We start from the raw sequence: 17,032 nt of genomic DNA, 5'->3' as shown, positions 1-17,032 counted from the left end.
AGATGGCCGAGGGGCGGGTGGCTTGCCACCCGCCCTTTGTGGCTTACCGAGAGAAAGGTGGTGACCATGAACGTGAAGCTGGCAACGATTGCTAGCCTCGGCCTCCTGGTGGTGGCAAGTGCCGTTGGGGCACAGAAGTTTCAACCCTGTAGCAGCTGCCACCAGGACCTGGCCAAGGCGTTTGCCCAAAACCCCCATGCCTTAGTGGCTGGGGACCTGGAAAACGATTCCACCTGTGTTTCCTGCCACGGTGAAGGTAAAGCACACGCCCAGTCCGGCGATGCTAGCCAAATTCAAGTTCCCCGCGGCCAAGAGGGGCAAGGGGTGTGTTTGTCGTGCCATGGCAAGGACGAGGGCCTTTGGCAGGGGGCTCCGGGCGCTCATATTCGGGGAGGCGTGGCGTGCGCCAGCTGCCACCGCATCCACGACGCCCAGGATCAGCCCCTGCTGCAAGTTTCGTCACGGACCCTGTGCTCTCCTTGCCATCGCCGGGAGGTTTCGGAATTCCGCAAGCCCTTTGCCCACAAGCTGGATCGCGGTGGCATGGAGTGCGTTTCCTGCCACAACCCCCACGGCGGCAAGGGCAAGGACAGCTTGAAGGAAACCAGAACCGGTGAGAGCGTGTGCGTGAGCTGCCACGTGGACAAGCGGGGACCGTTCGTCTTTGAGCACGGCACGCTGACCGACTCGTGCCTGAGCTGCCATCAACCTCACGGCTCCAACAACCCCAAGCAGTTGATTCGCGCCCGCGTGGACCAGCTGTGCTTGGAGTGCCATACGGGCGTGGGGAACCCCGGTGCGGGTTCCCAGCCTCCATCCCTGCACGATCTGCGTAGCCCCCGTTACCAAAACTGCACCACCTGTCACGTGGCCATTCACGGATCGGCGAGCTCGCCGATGTTCCTGCGATAGGAGGATGCCATGAAGAAAGCATTTGCCTTCCTTGCCTTCTTGCTGCTCCTGGCCTGGCCAGGGCTCCTCCCGGCGCAGGAGCAGAGCACGACGCTTTCCTTGGGCTATCAGTGGGTCACGCTTTCGGGCAGCCAGGAAACCTACCGTAGCCAGGTGGATGAGGATGACGGCCTGGTGCTGGACCAGCTGCACCTAAACCTCACGGACGGGGGGTGGTTTGACACCCTCAACCTTTCCGCTTCAGGTTTTGGTGGCTCCCCCACCGGCAGCTTGCGTTTCACCGCTGCCCAGCGCCAAGCCTACCGGCTTTCCCTCAACTACCACCGGGGTCGGCGGGTTTCGGAGCTGCTGGACTTTGCCAATCCCCTGGCGGGCGCCGGGGTTTTTCCCGGACAACACACCGCCCACGGGGTTTTGGATCGCTTTGATTTGAACGTGGAGCTTTTCCCCGGCAAAACCATCATGCCCCTTTTCTCCTACCAGTACGTGCGGGACCGGGCGGAAGGCACAACCACTGTCCACCTTGGGCAGGACGAGTTCCTCCTGGGGGGATCTACCTTTTACCGCACCCATGAGTTCCAGGCGGGTGTGGGGCTCCATTTGGGGTTTTTGGATGCGGTGGTGCTCCAGGGCTGGCGCAACCAGGACGGGAAGTCCCGTTTTGCGCTGTTCCCGGGGGCGGGTCAGGGGAACAACCGGCGGCCAGTGCTGGACCGGGATGTGACGCTGTCCTCGTTTAAGCGCTCCAACAGATACTCCACCGATGCCCCTTACACCACCGCGGTGGTTTCCGCGCGCCTGGCATCCTTTGCCCGCCTTTCCGGCCGCTACGTGTACCAGGACACGGAAACCGACTCCCGGCTGTCGGAGCAAGCCGCGGGAAGCCTGGTTTCTTTCAAGCTCCAGCGCTTTTTCCAGGGGTTTGCCGAGGCGGCGTTGGGGGAAGCCAAAGCCCCCAACTGGCGGGGCGAGGGTAAGCTCGAGCTCACCTTGCCGGCGGGCTTTGCGTTCACGGCTACTTACGGCCAGCGCCACCGGGAGCTTTCCGGCTGGTCGCTGCTGCAGGACACCTACCTGGGCACTATCAACTTCTCCGGCTACCAGGGCGGCGATGTCACCAAGCTCCTCACCGCCCGCACCGCTCTCACCCGGGACGAAAAGGAGTCGGTGGGAACGCTGGTTTCTCCGCGTTTTGGACCGGTGAGCGTGTGGGCTTCCTTTGGCACCACCAAGCAGGAATTCACGATCGAGCCCGATGCCCAGGAAATCGTGGTCCCCGGCAACCAGGGTGGCTATTTTGAGCGCGAGGTGGACCGCCTCGGTGCCGGTCTTAACGTGAACGCCGGTCCTTTCCTGCTGTCCGTGGACTACCGCAAGGACTCCGCAGACAGGGTGGTGCTGCGCACCGATGTGCTGGAATCAAAGAAACTCCGCGCCCGCGCCCAGGTGAAGCTGGGGATCTTCGAGCTCGCCGCCAACGCTGAAAAGCTGGACGCCAACAACGACATCCCCAACAACGCCTACGACGTGTCCGGCAAGGATTGGACCGCGGAGCTACGGGTCAACCCCACCGAGGCTTTCTCCTTCTGGGGCGCTTACGGCAAGTTCAAGACCGACACCAGCATCGTGATCCGCCGGCCCGAAGACTTCACCTTGGCAAGCTCGCTTTACAGCGAAGACGGTTCGCTTAAGGAAGGGGGCTTGAGCTACCGGAGCAAGGCGTTTGTGGGGGAAGCGGGTTACTGGAAGCTGGAAAACGAGGGCAGCCGCGGACTTTCCTACGATCGCGCCTTTGCCCGGGTGGAGGTCCCGCTGGAATCAGGGTTGGGGCTGGGCTTCGAGGCGGCCCGCTACAAGTACGAGCAAACCGCCTTCACCCTGGCCAACTACACCGCCAAGCGCTACCTCTTCCTGGTGCGCTACCAGAAGTAACGCGCTGTTGGCAAAACGAAAACGGCCCGCGCTTCGGCGCGGGCTTTTTCTTACGGGGCCCCGGGCCCGGAGCTGTGAGCTTGACCCGGGCCTCCAGGGACGTAGGGTATAATGAGTCCAGCTAAAGGAGGTGGATCATGGCCAGTACACCCCCGCCGGTTCCGCCGGCGCCGGTAGCAACGCCGCAACCCCCGGCTCCAAAGAAGACCAGCCCCTGGGTTTGGGTTGGGGTGGGTTGCGGGGCTTTGCTTTTAATTGTGGTCTTGGTGTTTGTCGTGGGAGGGCTCATCCTCTTTAAGAAGGGCAAGGAATTCGTCGAGACCGCCGAGAAGAACCCCGCGGTGGCTGCCGCCAAGATTATCGCGGCGGCGAACCCCGACATTGAAGTGGTGGAATCCGACGATAAAGCCGGCACCGTGACCTTGCGCAACAAGAAAACCGGGGAGACCATCACCGTTAACGCCGAAGACATCAAAAAGGGCCGGTTGAAGTTCACCAACGAAAAAGGCCAAGAGGTGACTGTGGAAGGCGGCCAGGAAAAAGGGCAGTTCAAGGTTTCTTCTGAGCAAGGGGAATTGGTGTTTGGTGAAGAGGCCAGCGACCTTCCCGCCTGGGTGCCGGTCTACCCGGGCGCGAAACCTTCCGGCAGCTGGCAGGCGCGGGCTCAAGGTGGACTTGGCGGTATCGCCGCTTTTGTGACCCCGGATGCCCCTGACCGGGTCATGAGCTTTTACGAGCGGGAAATGAAGGCCCGGGGTTTTTCCCCGAACACCTCGCGCTTTGAGCAAAACGGCAAGCTGGTGGGCGGCCTGGTGCAGGGGAAAAACGCCCAGGGCCAGCAGCTGATGGTGACGGTAACAGTGGAAGAGGGGCGAACCGGCATAGCGATTAACTACGAAGGGAAGTAAATCCCTCGACCTTGCCCGGCGCGCCCAGAGCTACGCTTTTACTTGGGTAGGCTGCCGCTAGTGCAGCGCCACGGAGACCAGCACCACTGCGGCTACACCTAACGCCGTGGCGATTACATCGCGCTTGCGGCATCTGGGGGTGGTGAGCGAAGGGATGAGGTCCGAAGCTCCCAGGTAGAGGAAAAACCCGGCCAGCGCCAAAAGCATCCAGGCCATGCCCTCTTCGGGGACGGGAACGCCTAAGCCTGCAAAAAAGCCCGCCAGGAGCAGGCCGGCGTTGGCCAGCAGCACCTGGGTGGCTTGGGAGCGGCGGTGGTGGTGGGAAAGTACCAGGCTCACGGTGGTGAGCCCATCGGCAAACTTGTGGGCCGAAAGAGCGGTAGCTACCGCCACCAGAGCCGGAAGCCCTTCCCGCCAGGCCGCCGCAAGCGCCAAACCATCCAAGCCCGAGTGGAGCAAGAGCCCCACCGCCCCGTGCATGGCCAGGGGAGGATGGGTGTGCTCGGTGGTGGGGCACTGGGCGTCCAGGCCGTGGGGGTGGGGGTGCAGGATGTGCAGCTTGTCCAGCGCCATGGTGGTCACGAAGGCCAAAAGCACCAGCATGGCGCCCTGATGCGGGTCGGCAAAGGAACCCAACCCCTCGGGCACCAGCTCCCCCAGGGCCAGACCCACCAAGGTGCCGGCGGAAAAGGCCAGAAACAGCCGGCTGTGGCGCTCCCAGGTGAGCGGGACTACCCCTCCCAGCAGCGTGGCCAAAACCACCGCCAGCACCAAACCGCCACCAGCCAAACCCATGGGGGCATTGTAGCCTGCCTTTGGCCGCAAGCCCGCTAGAATGGGGCCATGGCCGACCGGGTAAGGCTGGACGTTTTTTTGGACGTGGCTTGCTTGGCCAAGACGCGTTCTCAAGCCAAGGAGCTTTGCGACGGGGGCAAGGTGGAGGTGAACGGCGAGCGGGCCAAGCCCCACCGCTTGGTGGGGGCCGGGGACCGCATCAAGCTCACCCTGGGGCCGGGACGGAAAAGGGAAGTGGTGGTGCGGGAGGTGCGGGATACCCACGTGTCCAAGGCGGAAGCCCGCACCCTTTACGAGGACGTCACCCCGCCTCCTACCCCGGAAGAGCTGGCCCTGCGCCGCATGGCGCCGCCCCCGGCACCGCCCAAGGGCTGGGGGAGGCCGGAAAAGAAAGACCGTCGGGCTTTGGAGCGCCTGCGGGGGCGGAAGTGAAGCGAACGCGCCGTTTTGGGGGCTGGGGCTTTACCGACACAAAGGTGCTACCTCCTCCGGCGGCGCTTTCTCTTTTGGAAAGCACGTTGGGAAAAGGGGAAGCTTTGCCCGAAGCTTCCCCTGAGCTTTTTCGCCTGCCCAAACCCCAGAAGCTGCCGCGCCTCTCTGGAGAGGTCAAAACCGACGGGCTTGCGCGGCTTTCTTACTGCTGCGGCCAGAGCTTTCCTGACCTCCTGAGCCTGCGCACCGCTTCCTGGCGCCGCTTCCCCGATGCCGTGGCCTTTCCCGTGTCCCACGAGGAGGTTTTGGCCCTGGTGCAGCGGGCAAGCGAACAAGGGGTGGTGTTGGTGCCCCGGGGTGGGGGGACCTCGGTGGTGGGGGGCGTGAGCGTTCCGGAAGATCCCCGTCCGGTGGTGGTGGTGAGCTTGGAAAGGCTTTCGGGCCTTAAGTCCTTGGACGGGCGCTCGGGGCTGGCCACCTTTGGCGCCGGCACCCCGGGGCCGGAGGTGGAAGGGGCACTTTCGGCCAACGGCTTTCGCCTGGGGCACGAGCCCCAGTCCTTTGAGCTTTCCACCATTGGCGGCTGGGCGGCCACCCGCTCGGCCGGCCACCGCTCCACCGGGGTGGGGAAAATCGAGGACCTGGTGGCCGGGGTGGAAGTAGCATTGCCTTCGGGAACCTGGCGCCTGGGCCCCTTGCCGGCCTCGGCGGCGGGCCCTGAACTCCGGAAAATCCTCTGCGGCAGCGAAGGAAGGCTGGGCATTTTGACCTCGGTGACGGTACGGGTGCAGCCCCAAAGCGTTCAGGAACAGGGCTTGGCCGTTCTTTTCCCCTCCTGGGAGGAGGGCTTTGAGTTTTGCCGGAAGCTTCTGCGGGAAGAGCCGTTTCCTGAGGTCTTGCGGCTTTCCGATGCAGCGGAAACCGAGTTCGGGCGGCACCTGGTCACCGCCGGCTGGGCGGCCACGGTGGTGCGGGATTTCCTCTTTTCTATCCGCCGCTTTTCCCGGGCTTGTTTGCTCCTGGTGGGGGCCTCCGGGAAAGCCGGCAAGCTTGTGAGCTCGTGGGGAAGAGAGGCCCGCCGGCTGGGTGGGTTGCCGTTGGGTTCGGGTGTTTACCGGCGCTGGTTGCAGGAGCGTTTCAAGCACCCTTACCTGCGCGATGCTTTTTTGAGCTCGGGGTTTGGGGTGGACACCTTTGAAACCGCAGCCCCCTGGTCCCAGTTGCCGCGCTTGAAGGAGGCGGTGCGGGCGGGCCTTGAACGGGCAGCGGCCACCTTGAGCATCCCCATCCTGTTGCTCTGCCACCTTTCCCACGCCTATCCCGACGGGGCTTCGCTTTACTTCACGTTTTTCTGGCCCCTGCGGCGGGAGGAGGCGCTTTTTCAATGGCAAGGCCTCAAGCGTGCGTCGCTGGAAGCCATCCTCCAGGCCGGCGGGACGGTTTCCCACCACCACGGAGTAGGCCGCATGCACGCTGCGTACCTGGAGCGAGAAATCGGCCCGCAAGGCCTCCAAGCGTTGAAGGCTTTGGCGCACGCCTTGGATCCTGCCGGCATCTTGAACCCCGGCGTGCTTTTCCCCGCCGAGCAAGCGTGAGCGCGGCTAACCACTGGCGGGCCAGAGGTTGGCGGTTTTTGGAAGAAGGGGTGGATTTTCTGATTATTGGCGGCGGCATTACCGGTGCCGGGGTTTTCCATGAGGCAAGCCTCCGGGGCTTGCGGGTGGGCTTGGTGGAAAAAGGAGATTTTGCTTCCGGGACCTCTTCCCGTTCCTCCAAGCTCATTCACGGAGGCTTGCGTTACCTCAAGCGGCTGCAGCTCCGCATTACCCGCATGGCCTGTCGGGAGCGGGACACCTTGGCGCTTCTCAACCCCCACCTGGTCTGGCCCTTGCGGTTTGTCTACCCGGCGTACGCTCATGACCCCACCCCCGGGTGGCAGGTGGCGCTGGGCTTGACCATGTACGACCACCTCACCCCCTTTCGCCATCAACACCAGCGGCTCAGCGCGGAAGAAGTTCACCGGCTTGTGCCGACTTTGGCAAAACGAGGGCTGGAGTTTGGCCTGGCTTACGACGACTGTGTGGCCGACGATGCCCAGCTCACCTGGACGGTGATCAAGGCCGGGGTGCGGGCTGGGGGTGTGGCCCTCAACTACGCCCAGGTGGAGGAACTCCTTCGCGATCGCCAGGGTCAGGTGCGGGGGGCGGTGGTGCGGGATGTTCCCTCGGGGCAGGCCCGGAAGGTGCGAGCCCACGTGGTCATCAACGCCACCGGTGCGTGGTGCGACCACGTTCGCGCCCTGCTTGGCTCTGTTCCTTCGCGCTTGCGCCCATCCCGCGGCTCCCATCTGCTCTTCCCCCGGCACCGCTTGCCCCTTTCGGTGGCGGTGACGGGTCTTTCCCCGGACGACGGGCGGCCGGTGTTTGCGGTGCCGCACTCCGAAGGAACCCTGGTGGGTACCACCGACCTCTTCCACGAGGGGCCTCTCGATAACCCCAAGCCTTCCCGGGAAGAGGTGCACTACCTCATGCGCTTCGTGCAGCACGCCTTTCCCCAAGCGCGCTTGACGCTTCGCGACGTGTGTGGCGCTTTTGCCGGGGTGCGGCCCATCGTGGATAGCGATGCCGACGAACCCTCGGAGGCCAGCCGGGAAGAAGCGGTGTGGGTGGAGGAGGGGATGGTTTCGGCAGCGGGTGGCAAGCTCACCACCTTTCGGGTCACCGCTGCCGAGGTGGTGGCCCAGGCCCTCCGCCTGTTGCCGGAGGAGAGGCGTCCCCTCGATTTCGACCTTTCCCTGGCCACCGCGGTGTTGCCCGACCGGGTGGCCCCTGAGGCGGTGCAGGCTCTCCTGACCTGGGGTGTGGATGAGGTGGTGGCTCGGGGGATGGTGCGCCGCCTGGGAGCCCAGGCGTTGGCGTTGGCCCAGGGGAGCCATCCGGAATCGCTGGTTCCCCTGGAGGAGCAATTTGGCCTGTGCCCGGCGGAAATTGCCTACCACCTGCGGGCCAGCCAGGTGGTTCGGCTTTCGGATTTGTTGCTCCGGCGGGTGCGGCTGGGCATGTGGCAGCCCCAGGAATGCTTGGAGATGGCCCGCAGGCTCCGGCGGGTGGTGCGACGGGCGGCAGGGTGGAACGTGCGGCAGTGGCAGCAGGAGCTGGAGCATTTGGCGGAAGAGCTCAAAGCCTGGTTGCCGCCGGAGGAAGCGCCGTGAAGGCCATCCTGGTGAACCCCAAAGCCGGAGGCGGGCGCGCCGGGGCCCAGTGGGAGCGGCTTTCCGCGCAGCTCCCGCTTTCCCGCTCGCTACCTGTGCTCATGCCAGCGTCGTCCGAGGCAATGCGGGAAGCGGTGCGCCAGCTACTTTCTTCCGGTTGCCAGCGCCTGGTGGTGGTGGGCGGGGATGGCACCTTGCACCTGGTGGCGGGCGAAATTCTGGCGACTGGGAGCTCCGAAGTGAGCCTGGGCCTGGTTCCCCTGGGTACCGGCTGCGACTTTGCCCGCACCCTGAGGTTGCCCAAAAGCCCCCGGGAAGCCTTCACGCTGGCGCTGGAAGGGCCCGCCAAGCCGGTGGATGCCGGGGTCATTGACGGGCCTGGACCCCGTGTGTTTTTCGTCAACGTGGCTTCTGCCGGCATTTCCGGCATGGTGGACGAGCTGGTCAACGCCAACCCCCGGCGGGGAGCCCTGGCGTTTTTGACGGCCACTTTGCAGGCTTTGCGGCGCTATCAACCCCGCCAGCTGGCGGTGCACGTGGATGGGCAGGAGCTTTTTTCGGGCTTTGCTCTGCTGGTGGCGGTGGCCAACGGAACCAGCTTCGGCAAGGGCATGCACATTGCCCCGCTGGCCCGCCCTAACGACGGGCTTCTGGACGTGGTGGTGGTGGAAGCCGTGCGGGGCTTGCAGCTGGTGCGGCGCCTGCCCCTGGTCTACCTGGGCCGGCATTTGCGGCTCCCCCAGGTGCGGTTTGTCCAGGGCCGGGAAGTCCAGCTCCAGGCCCAACAGCCACTTCCCCCGTTTGACGTGGACGGCGAGTGTGTGCCCTCCGGCCCCGCTCGCTTTTCGGTGGTGCCCGGTGCCCTCCAGGTGGCCCACGAGACATCGGGTGGCTCTGAGCCTTTGAAGTCTTAAAATGACTTGAATCAAACCCGCTCCTTTCCGTGGAGGCTTGCTATGGCACGCAGAGTTCGGCGCTTTACCGTTTGCTTAAGCACAGAGCTTTACGAGGCACTTAAGCTTAAGGCTGGGCTTTCCGGAAAAACGGTTTCCGCGCTAGTCGGCGACTTGGTGCGCCAGGGCTTGGCCGAAGACCTGCAGGATCTCCGCCTGCTCTCCGAACGCGCCCAAGAGCCGGTACTTACTTACGAGGAATTGCTGGCCGAGCTCAAAGCCCGGGGGGCCTGATGAGGCCCCTTCTTGGTGGTCTTGGGCCTCTCTGGTTGGGGGCACTTAACAACAATCCTAGCCTGGCGGGAGCCTCAAACGCAGGCGGGTCTTGCTTTCTCGGTGCTTCTTCCTTGCCGGAGACCTAATCCTTTACGCCTCTACCTGGGTGAGGGCCTGCTGCCGCAGCTTGCGGAGGATTTGCTCCTCCGCCAGCGCGTGTTTTTCCCGGACCTTTAGCCAGGCCTCATCGGCCCGGGCCAGGAGCTGCCCGGCGGTGGCGCGGTCCGAAAGCGACGGAAGGTTGATGCACACGTTTTGGTAGGCCCCGGCGGCGGCCGCTCGGGCGACCTGGGCGCCCACGCCGGCATCGGAAAGGGAGGCTTGCAGGCCAATCGTGGCAACCTCCAGGCAGAGCTCCAGGATCTCGGGGCAGGCTTCCAGCACCGAAAGCGGCACCTCAATGGCCTTGAGGGTGGCCTGCTCCACCGCCTGCGCCCGGTTTTGCTGCTCCTCCGGGCTCCCCTTGGGCAAGCGCATGGCAGCTAAAAGCGCATCGAAGGCGCGGGTGTCTTCATCCATGGCCCAAAGCAAGCGGTCTTTGAGCTCTTGGCCACGAACGGCGATGCGCTCCAGCGCGTCTTTCTTGTCTTCAAAGCCCTTTTTCCCCAAGCTCAAGTTGGCCACCATGGAAGCCAGCGCTGCGGACAGCGCCCCGCAAAGGGCAGAAACCGAGCCTCCGCCGGGGGCCGGAGAGTCGGTGGAAAGCTCGTTGGCAAAAGCACGCACGGTCATGTTGGCAAGCCGAGCGGGAGGCGCCAGCCGGTACTCGATGATGCGCTCGGCGGGGTTGAAAGGCTTGACCTCCGAAAGTCCCAGGGTACGAATGGCCACGTGGATGATTTCCTCTTCCGGAACCCCCCGGCTTTTACCCATGCGCGCCAGGTAGTGCTTGCCCGCCTCCAGAAGCGCGAACTTGGGCACCAAGCCCACCAGCTCCGATCCCGTCACCCGCAGGCCCCGCTCCCGGGCTTTTTCCTCGCAGGTATCAAAGGCCACGTGCAGCGGCGTGACGTCTAAATCCGTGAGGTTCATGGAAACCTGAGCGCAGCCGTACTCGGGGATGGTCCACCCCACGGCTTTTACCGACTTCAAGAGCCCCGGCTCGTAAACGGGCTCGCCTTTTTCGTTGCGGATGACCTCGCCTTTTTCGTCCCGCTTCATGCGCCCCTTTTCGCGCACGTCCAGGGCCACGCGGTTGGCCAGGCGCTTGTCGGTGGTGTTGAGGTTGACGTTATAGGCCACCAGGAACTTGCGGGCCCCCACCACGCAGGCTCCCAGCTTGGGGTTGAACTGGGCCGGGCCAAAATCCGGCTGCCACGCGGGATCCTTGAGCTTTTCGGGCAAGCCCTCGTACTCCCCGGCGCGGATGTCCGAGAGGTTGCGGCGGTGAGGGGCGGAGGCGGCAAACTCGTAAAGGTAAACCGGCACGGCAAAATCGGTGGCGAGGCGCTCCCCGAGCCTTTTGGCCAGCGCCACGCAGTCATCCATGGTGACCCCGGATATGGGCACGAATGGCACCACGTCCACGGCCCCAATGCGGGGGTGCGCCCCCTGGTGCTGGCGCATATCAATGAGCTCAAAAGCGGTAGCGGCCAGTTGATAGGCGGCTTCCAGCACCGCTTCCGGCTCGCCCACAAAGGTAATCACCGTGCGGTTGGTTTCCGCTCCCGGGTCCACGTTGAGAAGCGTCACCCCCGGCACCTTGGTGACCGCCTGCGCCACCTTTTCGTAAACCTCCGGCCTCTTCCCCTCCGAGATATTCGGCACACACTCCACCAGCCTCATGCCCACCTCCAGCGGGAAATGCTAGCAGCTTACTGCGGCAAGCCCAGCACCCGGCGGTATACGCCCAGCACCGCCCGAGCAGTGTTTTCCCAGGTGAACAGCTTGGCCCGTTCCAGGCCTGTGGCCACGAGCTCTTGCCTTTTTTCGTGGTTTACCGCCAGAACCTTCATGGCCTCTACGAAGGCCGGAAGGTCGTTGGTAGGGACAAGCCACGCGGCATCACCGGCCACCTCGGGAATGGAGCTGTTGGCAAAAGCCACCACCGGCGTTCCGCAGGCCATGGCTTCTACTACCGGGAGGCCAAATCCCTCGCTGAGGCTTGGGAAGAGCAAGGCGAGGCTATGACGGTACAAGGCAGGCAAGTCATCTTCCGCTACGTACCCGAGAAAGCGAACTTTATTTCCAAGCTGGAGCTGTTGCAGTTTGGCTTGAAGCTGAGGTCGGTGGAGATCGTGAATGCGTCCGGCCACCAGTAGGGGAATCTCTGTTTGGCTGGCGGCCATTGCTTCCAAAAGAAAGCCCAAGTTCTTTCGTGGATCTGCTGTCCCGACGTAAAGAAAGTAAGGACCGTTGATGTTGTAGTCCCTGGCGACTCGCCTCTCCTCTTCCAATGCGGTGTGGGGGTGGAAGCGATTCAAATCCACGCCATAGTAGGCCACCGAGATTTTTGCTGGAGGGACCTGAAATCGGCGCTGCAGTTGCTCTTTGACGTATTGCGACCCCGTGATAATGTGCGATGCACTAAGCGTCCGAAATTTCATCAGGGCAAGGTTAATGCACAAACGTATTCGGGGAGCTTTTCTCGAGTAGAGATGCGGGAACTCGATGGGAATGATGTCGTGGATCGAAAGTACTAGGGGAACCCCAGCAAAAATTGGGGTGTGGTGGGGCTCGGGTTGATGGTAGCAAGCACAACCAAGCGCTTTTAGGTACCGTCCAGCCATTCGATGTCGCCATGTGCTCTTTGCGGGGATAGGTGCAGTTACCTTTGGTACACCATTCTCCTTAAGAAGCTCCTCGATTTTAACCGTCTTCCAAGGCCAAGATTGGGTGTCAAGGCCCACCGCTTCCAGGTCTTTCCAGTGAGCGGGGTCAAGCTTTCCAAAGGCCCCTAGTAGCTCGCGTAAGTAGCGTCCAATTCCTTGGAAGGCGGAAGCTGTCACAAAGGGAGCAAGGTCAATAAACACTTTCTTGCTACCACCGGTTTTTGGTTTGCTGAGGCTTTCCCCTTCCATCGCGTTTGAGTATAGGTCATGGAAGCGTTTTTCTTGACATGGCCTGTGTGGAACCATTTTCCGGCATGGCCCTCCTTGGACGACGTCGGGTGATCCTCCGCCTAGGAATTCGGGAGGAAGGCCAGGTTTACCCCTGGGCGTCCGTGGAGGGACCTCATCACGGTTTCTGCGTCCGCAGGAATGAGCGTGCCGGAGGGGTCATCGATAAGGAACAACCGAAAGCCTCGCTCTTGAAACCATTGCAGGTAGGAAAGCGGCTCAATGCCCCCAACGTGCTGCAAATGGGAAGGGGCAAATTCCGTAACTACGATAGGTTGCCATCGCACGAGCGACTGCTCCATACCGCGCACGACAAACGGCTCGTACCCTTCTACGTCGATTTTTACCAAGTGAAGAGGCACATCCTGAAAATGGCGGTCCCAACAAAGGGCGGGAACTTTGGTAAACCGTGCACCAGCTGTTTTTGCCGCCTTTTCCAGGACTTGCCCATCGTGGTGGGTGACTCCAATGCCGGTGCGTCCGGCCTCTCCGGGTTCCATAAGAACTATCTCTCCATCACGGTCGGAAAGGGCCGCTTCGATAACGGTTACCCGAAGCTCGGGCGCCAGAGCAGCGGTTAAACGCAGAAGGACGGCGTTCCGAGGGTCGGGCTCCACCGCGTACACCAGGCCGCTGGGGCCGACTAGAGTGGCTGCATGGAACGTGTGGAAGCCCACATTGGCGCCTACGTCTAGCACCGTCCACCCTGGTTGCACAGTAGCCGCAAGAAAGGCGGTAACCTCGGGCTCCCAAAAGCGGTGCTCCAAGATGGAGCCACTAACCGACCAATCGTCGGGAGCTAGCGCCAACCTGAACTTTCCTTGCAAAACGGGGACCACCAGGGCGACGCTGTCGAAACCCGGTTTTTCACCGCCAAAATCGCGCAAAAGTAGCCACCGTGCGGCCTGGCGGAACCCACCCAAGGGCAACTGGACTTTGAGACCTGCGCGTTCGAAGCTATCCAAGGATCGACCTCGCAACAATAGCGATAGCCCCTCAAGGAGCCACAAACGCAGTCGGGTTTTTCCGAAATCCATGTTGCTATTTTACCATTGGTAAAAAACCTTGAGTTCACATGCGTGGACAGCGTTTTTCAGCCAAAACCTTCGAATTGCCTGCAGCAAACCGCTGAGCAAGTTTCTACGGACATTTCTCCTTAAGGTACGAAAACAGCGGGCCCGGGCTAGTCCTTTTCATCGGTGCTAGCGCTCTCTCGCCGGAATAGCCTCCATCCTGCTCCGGCCAGCGCCGCGGCCACAAAGGCCTCGGTGCCCACAATGGCCAAGGCCATACCCACTGCTTGCCAGTTAGGGACGAAAAGCCCCGCCAGTGCTACGTCCACCATCCCGGCAATGAGGGTAATAGCGGTGAAGGCTCGGTCATGCCCTGCGGGTAGGAGAAGATGAAAGCCCAGCACGTTAGTACAGGCGTTAAAAAAGATGATGAGGCTAAGGATCCTCAGTACGGGTACGGTGGCCGAGAAGCTAGAGCCGAAAAACCATGGCACCACCCACGGTGCTGAAAGCCATAGGAGCAGAGTTAAGCCAAAACCCATTACAGCGTAGAGAATGAGCAGTAAACGCGTGCGACTCAAAAGCTCAGTCACCGACCGTTTGGCAACGTGAACCATCCGCGGAAAGATGCCGGTGGTGAGAGGGGCCACCAAGCGCAGCACCGCACGCACAATCTTGTCAGCGGCGGCGAAGTAGCCTACCGTCTCTTTGCTAGCCAGCGTTCCCAAAATGAAGGAGTTGCCGGTGGTGTAGAGGGCGATGAGGACCTGCGAAAGCGAGAGGGTAAACCCGGTACGCGCCATGGTCAGAACGCCCGAAATTCTTGGCAAGATCGGAGCGATGGGGAACCGCCGAAAGGCAAGGCTCAGGGAAATTACGCTTCCGGCCAACGGTCCTGCCGCCAGGATGGCCGCGTAAACCACCACGTCATCCGCGGAACGAACCAGGGTGAAAATCGCGGCCATCACGCCCAGGTTGATGAGGAGATTAACCCGGGCGAGAACCCACATCTCTTCAAAGGCTAAGAAGAGCCAACTGGCGCTGATCGCGGTGGCGAAGGAGGTGAGGTACAGAATAAGAACAACCGTTTTGGCCTCGCGGAAAGCAGCAAAGCTGTGGCAAAGAAAGAAGACAAGCGGGAAAAACACCGTGGCCAACCCCAGCCGAAGAGCGAGCCCGTTAGCAACAACCTGGCTTATCTCTCTGCGGTCGGGCGAGCATTGAGCTACCGCCCGGGTGCCCGAAAAGGCCAGGGCAAAATCCACAAGAACGTTGAGATAACCCACAAAGGACTGGGCGAAGGCCACCAGGCCAAAGCCACGGGCGCCCAACACGCGCACCACGTAGGGAAGCGTGATGAGGGGGAAAAGGTAGCTGGTGAAGGTATCGAGATAGAGGCCGGCGGTGTTTTTAAGGAAGGCGGAAGGGAGCTTCCAGGGCCAGCTGGGTTTTCCCACCACTGCCCCCGCGCCTCACGTTGTGCTGTGCTGCCAAGGGCCACCAGCGCGCATCGTGGGCTACCGCCCCTGGTGTTTCTTGGTGAGCTCTTGGATGTCCGCCTGCACCATGAGCCGCACAAGCTCCGGGAACGAGACCTTGGGCTGCCAGCCGAGCCTTTCCTTGGCCTTCCGGGGATCGGCTTGCAGGAGCTCCACCTCCGCAGGACGGAAGTAGCGGGGGTCCACCACCACCAGGACCTTGCCGGTTTTGCGGTCGAGCCCCTTTTCCTCCACGCCTTGGCCTTCCCACTGCAGCTCAATGCCAATTTCGCTAAAGGCGAGCTGGCAGAACTCGCGGACGGAGTGGGTTTCCCCTGTGCCCACCACATAGTCGTCCGGCTCCTGCTGCTGCAGGATCAACCACATGGCTTCCACGTAATCGCCGGCAAAACCCCAGTCCCTGCGGGCTTCGAGGTTGCCCAGTGCTAGAGGTTCCTCGCGCAGGCCGGTGGCAAACTCGGCCACCGCTTTGGTGATCTTGCGGGTCACGAAGTTTTCGCCCCGGCGGGGGGATTCGTGGTTGAAAAGGATGCCGTTGCAGGCAAAAAGGCCGTAAGCTTCGCGGTAGTTGACGGTGGCCCAGAAGGCAAAGAGCTTGGCCACGGCGTAAGGGGAGCGGGGGTGAAACGGCGTCTTTTCGCTTTGCGGTACCTCCTGGGCCTTGCCGAAGAGCTCGGAGGAAGAAGCCTGGTAATAACGGGCTTCGGGTGCCAGCTGGCGCACTGCTTCCAAGAGCCGCAAGGCACCGAGAGCCACCACGTCGGCGGTGTAGGTGGGCTGATGGAATGACACCCCCACGTGCGACTGAGCGGCAAGGTTGTAAACCTCATCCGGCTTGGTTTGTCGCACCGCTTCGTGCAGGGAATCGGCATCCGAGAGGTCGCCGTAGTGGAGGAAAAACCGCCGGCGAAAGCGGCCGTCCGACCGCAGGTGGTCAATGCGGGCGCGGTTGAAGCTTGAGGACCGCCGCACCAGGCCGTGGACCTCGTAGCCCTTTTCGAGAAGAAACTCCGCTAAGAATGACCCGTCCTGTCCTGTGATGCCGGTAATCAGTGCTCGTTTCATGCGAGGATTTTAGCACTTTGGCTCTCCCAGCATGGGGAAGGGTCTTAAAGGGAGCGATGCGTGCTTGACATCTCTTTCACAATGTCTTAAAGTGACAAACGAAAAATGGAGGTGTGACATGGGCCACTGGACGAAGGCCTGGCGGATCCGGTATCAACACCAGCTGGATCCTGCTTTCCCAAAGAAGGTCATGGCGATACCCGAGGGGGAAGCGGTGGCGCGGTGTATCCAGTGTGGGACCTGCGCGGCAACCTGCCCGGTGAGCCACTACATGGACTACACCCCCCGGCGCATCGTGGCCATGACCCGGGCGGGGATGCGGGATGACGTGCTTTCCTGCTTCACGATTTGGCTGTGCGCTTCTTGCTACGCCTGCACGGTTGCCTGCCCGCAAAAGATCCCCATTACCGAGGTGATGTACGCGCTCAAGCGCATGGCCATCCACGAGGGGGTTTACCCCCGTCGGTTTCCAGTTCCCATCTTGGCTCGGGAGTTCTTCAAGGTGGTGGCCAAGAGGGGGCGTAACTCCGAGGGGGAAGTCACCCTGCGCATGTATCTCAAGGCCGGTCCCTGGCGGCACGTGGGTAAAGCGGGTCTCGGCGTCAAGCTTTTCCTCAAAGGCCGGCTGGGGATTGTGGCCGACCGCATCCGCAACCGCCGTCAGCTTTCCGCGTTGCTTTCCGGGCTGGAGTCCAGGTTAGCGGCAAGAGGAGGCCCACCCGGACCGTTGCAGGCCCATACGCCGCCCGGAGTGGCCGTGTCAGCGGCTGGCGGAAAGGGAGGTGTGGCATGAGCTACCTCTACTACCCGGGGTGCTGTTGCGCGCTGAAGGCCACGGGGCGCGCTTACGAGGAGTCCCTGGAGGCCATCCTCGGGGTTTTGAGCGTCTCCTACCGCGAGGTGGAGGACTGGAACTGCTGTGGGGCCACCATGTACATGGCGGTGGACGAGGCCCGCTCCTGGGGGCTTTCGCTGCG

General features: G+C 62.4%; 15 protein-coding genes and 1 pseudogene. 10 read left to right on the top strand and 6 right to left on the bottom strand.

The window, feature by feature from the left end:
* Positions 1–66 precede the first annotated feature (66 nt).
* The 3 genes from EG19_RS08220 (at position 67) to EG19_RS08210 (ending at position 3,752) form a co-directional block, all read left to right on the top strand.
* On the top strand, positions 67–912 hold the full coding sequence (locus EG19_RS08220; protein WP_053335109.1) for a DmsE family decaheme c-type cytochrome: 846 nt from the start codon (positions 67–69) through the stop codon (positions 910–912).
* A 9-nt stretch (positions 913–921) separates the two neighbouring features.
* The gene (locus EG19_RS13855) at positions 922–2,844 is read left to right on the top strand and encodes a hypothetical protein (protein ID WP_038049456.1); all 1,923 of its coding nucleotides are present in this window, start codon (positions 922–924) and stop codon (positions 2,842–2,844) included.
* A 137-nt stretch (positions 2,845–2,981) separates the two neighbouring features.
* A complete protein-coding gene (locus tag EG19_RS08210; protein WP_038049454.1) occupies positions 2,982–3,752 on the top strand; it encodes a hypothetical protein in 771 nt (256 codons plus the stop codon).
* Between the two features lie 57 nt (positions 3,753–3,809).
* Here EG19_RS08210 and EG19_RS08205 read toward each other — a convergent pair whose 3' ends face one another.
* Positions 3,810–4,547 carry a ZIP family metal transporter gene (locus tag EG19_RS08205; protein WP_038049452.1) on the bottom strand — a complete coding sequence of 246 codons (738 nt, stop codon included), beginning with the start codon at positions 4,545–4,547 and terminating at the stop codon, positions 3,810–3,812.
* 48 nt (positions 4,548–4,595) lie between these two features.
* Between EG19_RS08205 and EG19_RS13700 the strand changes: the two genes are divergently transcribed.
* The 5 genes from EG19_RS13700 to EG19_RS08180 are packed head-to-tail and all read left to right on the top strand — an operon-like array spanning position 4,596 to position 9,377.
* Complete coding sequence (locus EG19_RS13700; protein WP_038049450.1) at positions 4,596–4,979, top strand: RNA-binding S4 domain-containing protein; 384 nt, start codon at positions 4,596–4,598, stop codon at positions 4,977–4,979.
* Entirely contained in the window at positions 4,976–6,574 is a 1,599-nt protein-coding gene (locus EG19_RS08195; RefSeq protein ID WP_038049448.1) for an FAD-binding oxidoreductase, read from the top strand. The genes EG19_RS13700 and EG19_RS08195 overlap by 4 nt, the downstream gene beginning before the upstream one ends.
* Complete coding sequence (locus tag EG19_RS08190) at positions 6,571–8,190, top strand: glycerol-3-phosphate dehydrogenase/oxidase (RefSeq protein ID WP_053335108.1); 1,620 nt, start codon at positions 6,571–6,573, stop codon at positions 8,188–8,190. The genes EG19_RS08195 and EG19_RS08190 overlap by 4 nt, the downstream gene beginning before the upstream one ends.
* A complete protein-coding gene (locus tag EG19_RS08185; RefSeq protein WP_053335107.1) occupies positions 8,187–9,104 on the top strand; it encodes a diacylglycerol/lipid kinase family protein in 918 nt (305 codons plus the stop codon). The genes EG19_RS08190 and EG19_RS08185 overlap by 4 nt, the downstream gene beginning before the upstream one ends.
* Positions 9,105–9,146: 42 nt before the next feature.
* On the top strand, positions 9,147–9,377 hold the full coding sequence (locus tag EG19_RS08180; RefSeq protein ID WP_038049447.1) for a hypothetical protein: 231 nt from the start codon (positions 9,147–9,149) through the stop codon (positions 9,375–9,377).
* A 132-nt stretch (positions 9,378–9,509) separates the two neighbouring features.
* Here the strand turns inward: EG19_RS08180 and ftcD are convergent, their stop codons facing one another.
* The 5 genes from ftcD to gmd all read right to left on the bottom strand — a co-directional run bounded on the left by ftcD (position 9,510) and on the right by gmd (position 16,055).
* Positions 9,510–11,204 carry a glutamate formimidoyltransferase gene (gene ftcD, locus EG19_RS08175; protein WP_038049446.1) on the bottom strand — a complete coding sequence of 565 codons (1,695 nt, stop codon included), beginning with the start codon at positions 11,202–11,204 and terminating at the stop codon, positions 9,510–9,512.
* 29 nt (positions 11,205–11,233) lie between these two features.
* Positions 11,234–12,439 (bottom strand): glycosyltransferase family 4 protein, encoded by a 1,206-nt coding sequence (locus EG19_RS13155; RefSeq protein WP_161685515.1) that lies wholly within the window; start codon positions 12,437–12,439, stop codon positions 11,234–11,236.
* Positions 12,440–12,540: 101 nt separating this feature from the next.
* The gene (locus EG19_RS08165) at positions 12,541–13,515 is read right to left on the bottom strand and encodes an FkbM family methyltransferase (RefSeq protein ID WP_038049442.1); all 975 of its coding nucleotides are present in this window, start codon (positions 13,513–13,515) and stop codon (positions 12,541–12,543) included.
* Between the two features lie 146 nt (positions 13,516–13,661).
* Positions 13,662–14,948 carry a flippase gene (locus tag EG19_RS08160; protein ID WP_161685512.1) on the bottom strand — a complete coding sequence of 429 codons (1,287 nt, stop codon included), beginning with the start codon at positions 14,946–14,948 and terminating at the stop codon, positions 13,662–13,664.
* 60 nt (positions 14,949–15,008) lie between these two features.
* Positions 15,009–16,055 (bottom strand): GDP-mannose 4,6-dehydratase, encoded by a 1,047-nt coding sequence (gene gmd / locus EG19_RS08155; protein WP_038049438.1) that lies wholly within the window; start codon positions 16,053–16,055, stop codon positions 15,009–15,011.
* A gap of 118 nt (positions 16,056–16,173) precedes the next feature.
* Here gmd and EG19_RS08150 point away from each other — a divergent pair, with 118 nt between their 5' ends.
* The gene (locus EG19_RS08150) at positions 16,174–16,848 is read left to right on the top strand and encodes a 4Fe-4S dicluster domain-containing protein (RefSeq protein ID WP_053335105.1); all 675 of its coding nucleotides are present in this window, start codon (positions 16,174–16,176) and stop codon (positions 16,846–16,848) included.
* Positions 16,845–16,991, top strand: a pseudogene (locus tag EG19_RS14455) (heterodisulfide reductase-related iron-sulfur binding cluster); the annotation flags it as partial. The gene EG19_RS08150 and the pseudogene EG19_RS14455, both read left to right, overlap by 4 nt.
* Positions 16,992–17,032: the final 41 nt, after the last annotated feature.

It is taken from the genome of Thermoanaerobaculum aquaticum (assembly GCF_000687145.1).
Taxonomy (GTDB): domain Bacteria; phylum Acidobacteriota; class Thermoanaerobaculia; order Thermoanaerobaculales; family Thermoanaerobaculaceae; genus Thermoanaerobaculum; species Thermoanaerobaculum aquaticum.
The sequence above is the reverse complement of the archived record's forward strand: the minus strand, read 5'-3'. Positions and strand labels throughout refer to the sequence as shown.

Coding starts and splice junctions, on each gene's coding strand:
- EG19_RS08220 (WP_053335109.1), top strand. CDS start 67: ATGAACGTGAAGCTGGCAACGATTGCTAGCCTCGGCCTCCTGGTGGTG.
- EG19_RS13855 (WP_038049456.1), top strand. CDS start 922: ATGAAGAAAGCATTTGCCTTCCTTGCCTTCTTGCTGCTCCTGGCCTGG.
- EG19_RS08210 (WP_038049454.1), top strand. CDS start 2,982: ATGGCCAGTACACCCCCGCCGGTTCCGCCGGCGCCGGTAGCAACGCCG.
- EG19_RS08205 (WP_038049452.1), bottom strand. CDS start 4,547: ATGGGTTTGGCTGGTGGCGGTTTGGTGCTGGCGGTGGTTTTGGCCACG.
- EG19_RS13700 (WP_038049450.1), top strand. CDS start 4,596: ATGGCCGACCGGGTAAGGCTGGACGTTTTTTTGGACGTGGCTTGCTTG.
- EG19_RS08180 (WP_038049447.1), top strand. CDS start 9,147: ATGGCACGCAGAGTTCGGCGCTTTACCGTTTGCTTAAGCACAGAGCTT.
- ftcD (WP_038049446.1), bottom strand. CDS start 11,204: ATGAGGCTGGTGGAGTGTGTGCCGAATATCTCGGAGGGGAAGAGGCCG.
- EG19_RS13155 (WP_161685515.1), bottom strand. CDS start 12,439: ATGGAAGGGGAAAGCCTCAGCAAACCAAAAACCGGTGGTAGCAAGAAA.
- EG19_RS08165 (WP_038049442.1), bottom strand. CDS start 13,515: ATGGATTTCGGAAAAACCCGACTGCGTTTGTGGCTCCTTGAGGGGCTA.
- gmd (WP_038049438.1), bottom strand. CDS start 16,055: ATGAAACGAGCACTGATTACCGGCATCACAGGACAGGACGGGTCATTC.
- EG19_RS08150 (WP_053335105.1), top strand. CDS start 16,174: ATGGGCCACTGGACGAAGGCCTGGCGGATCCGGTATCAACACCAGCTG.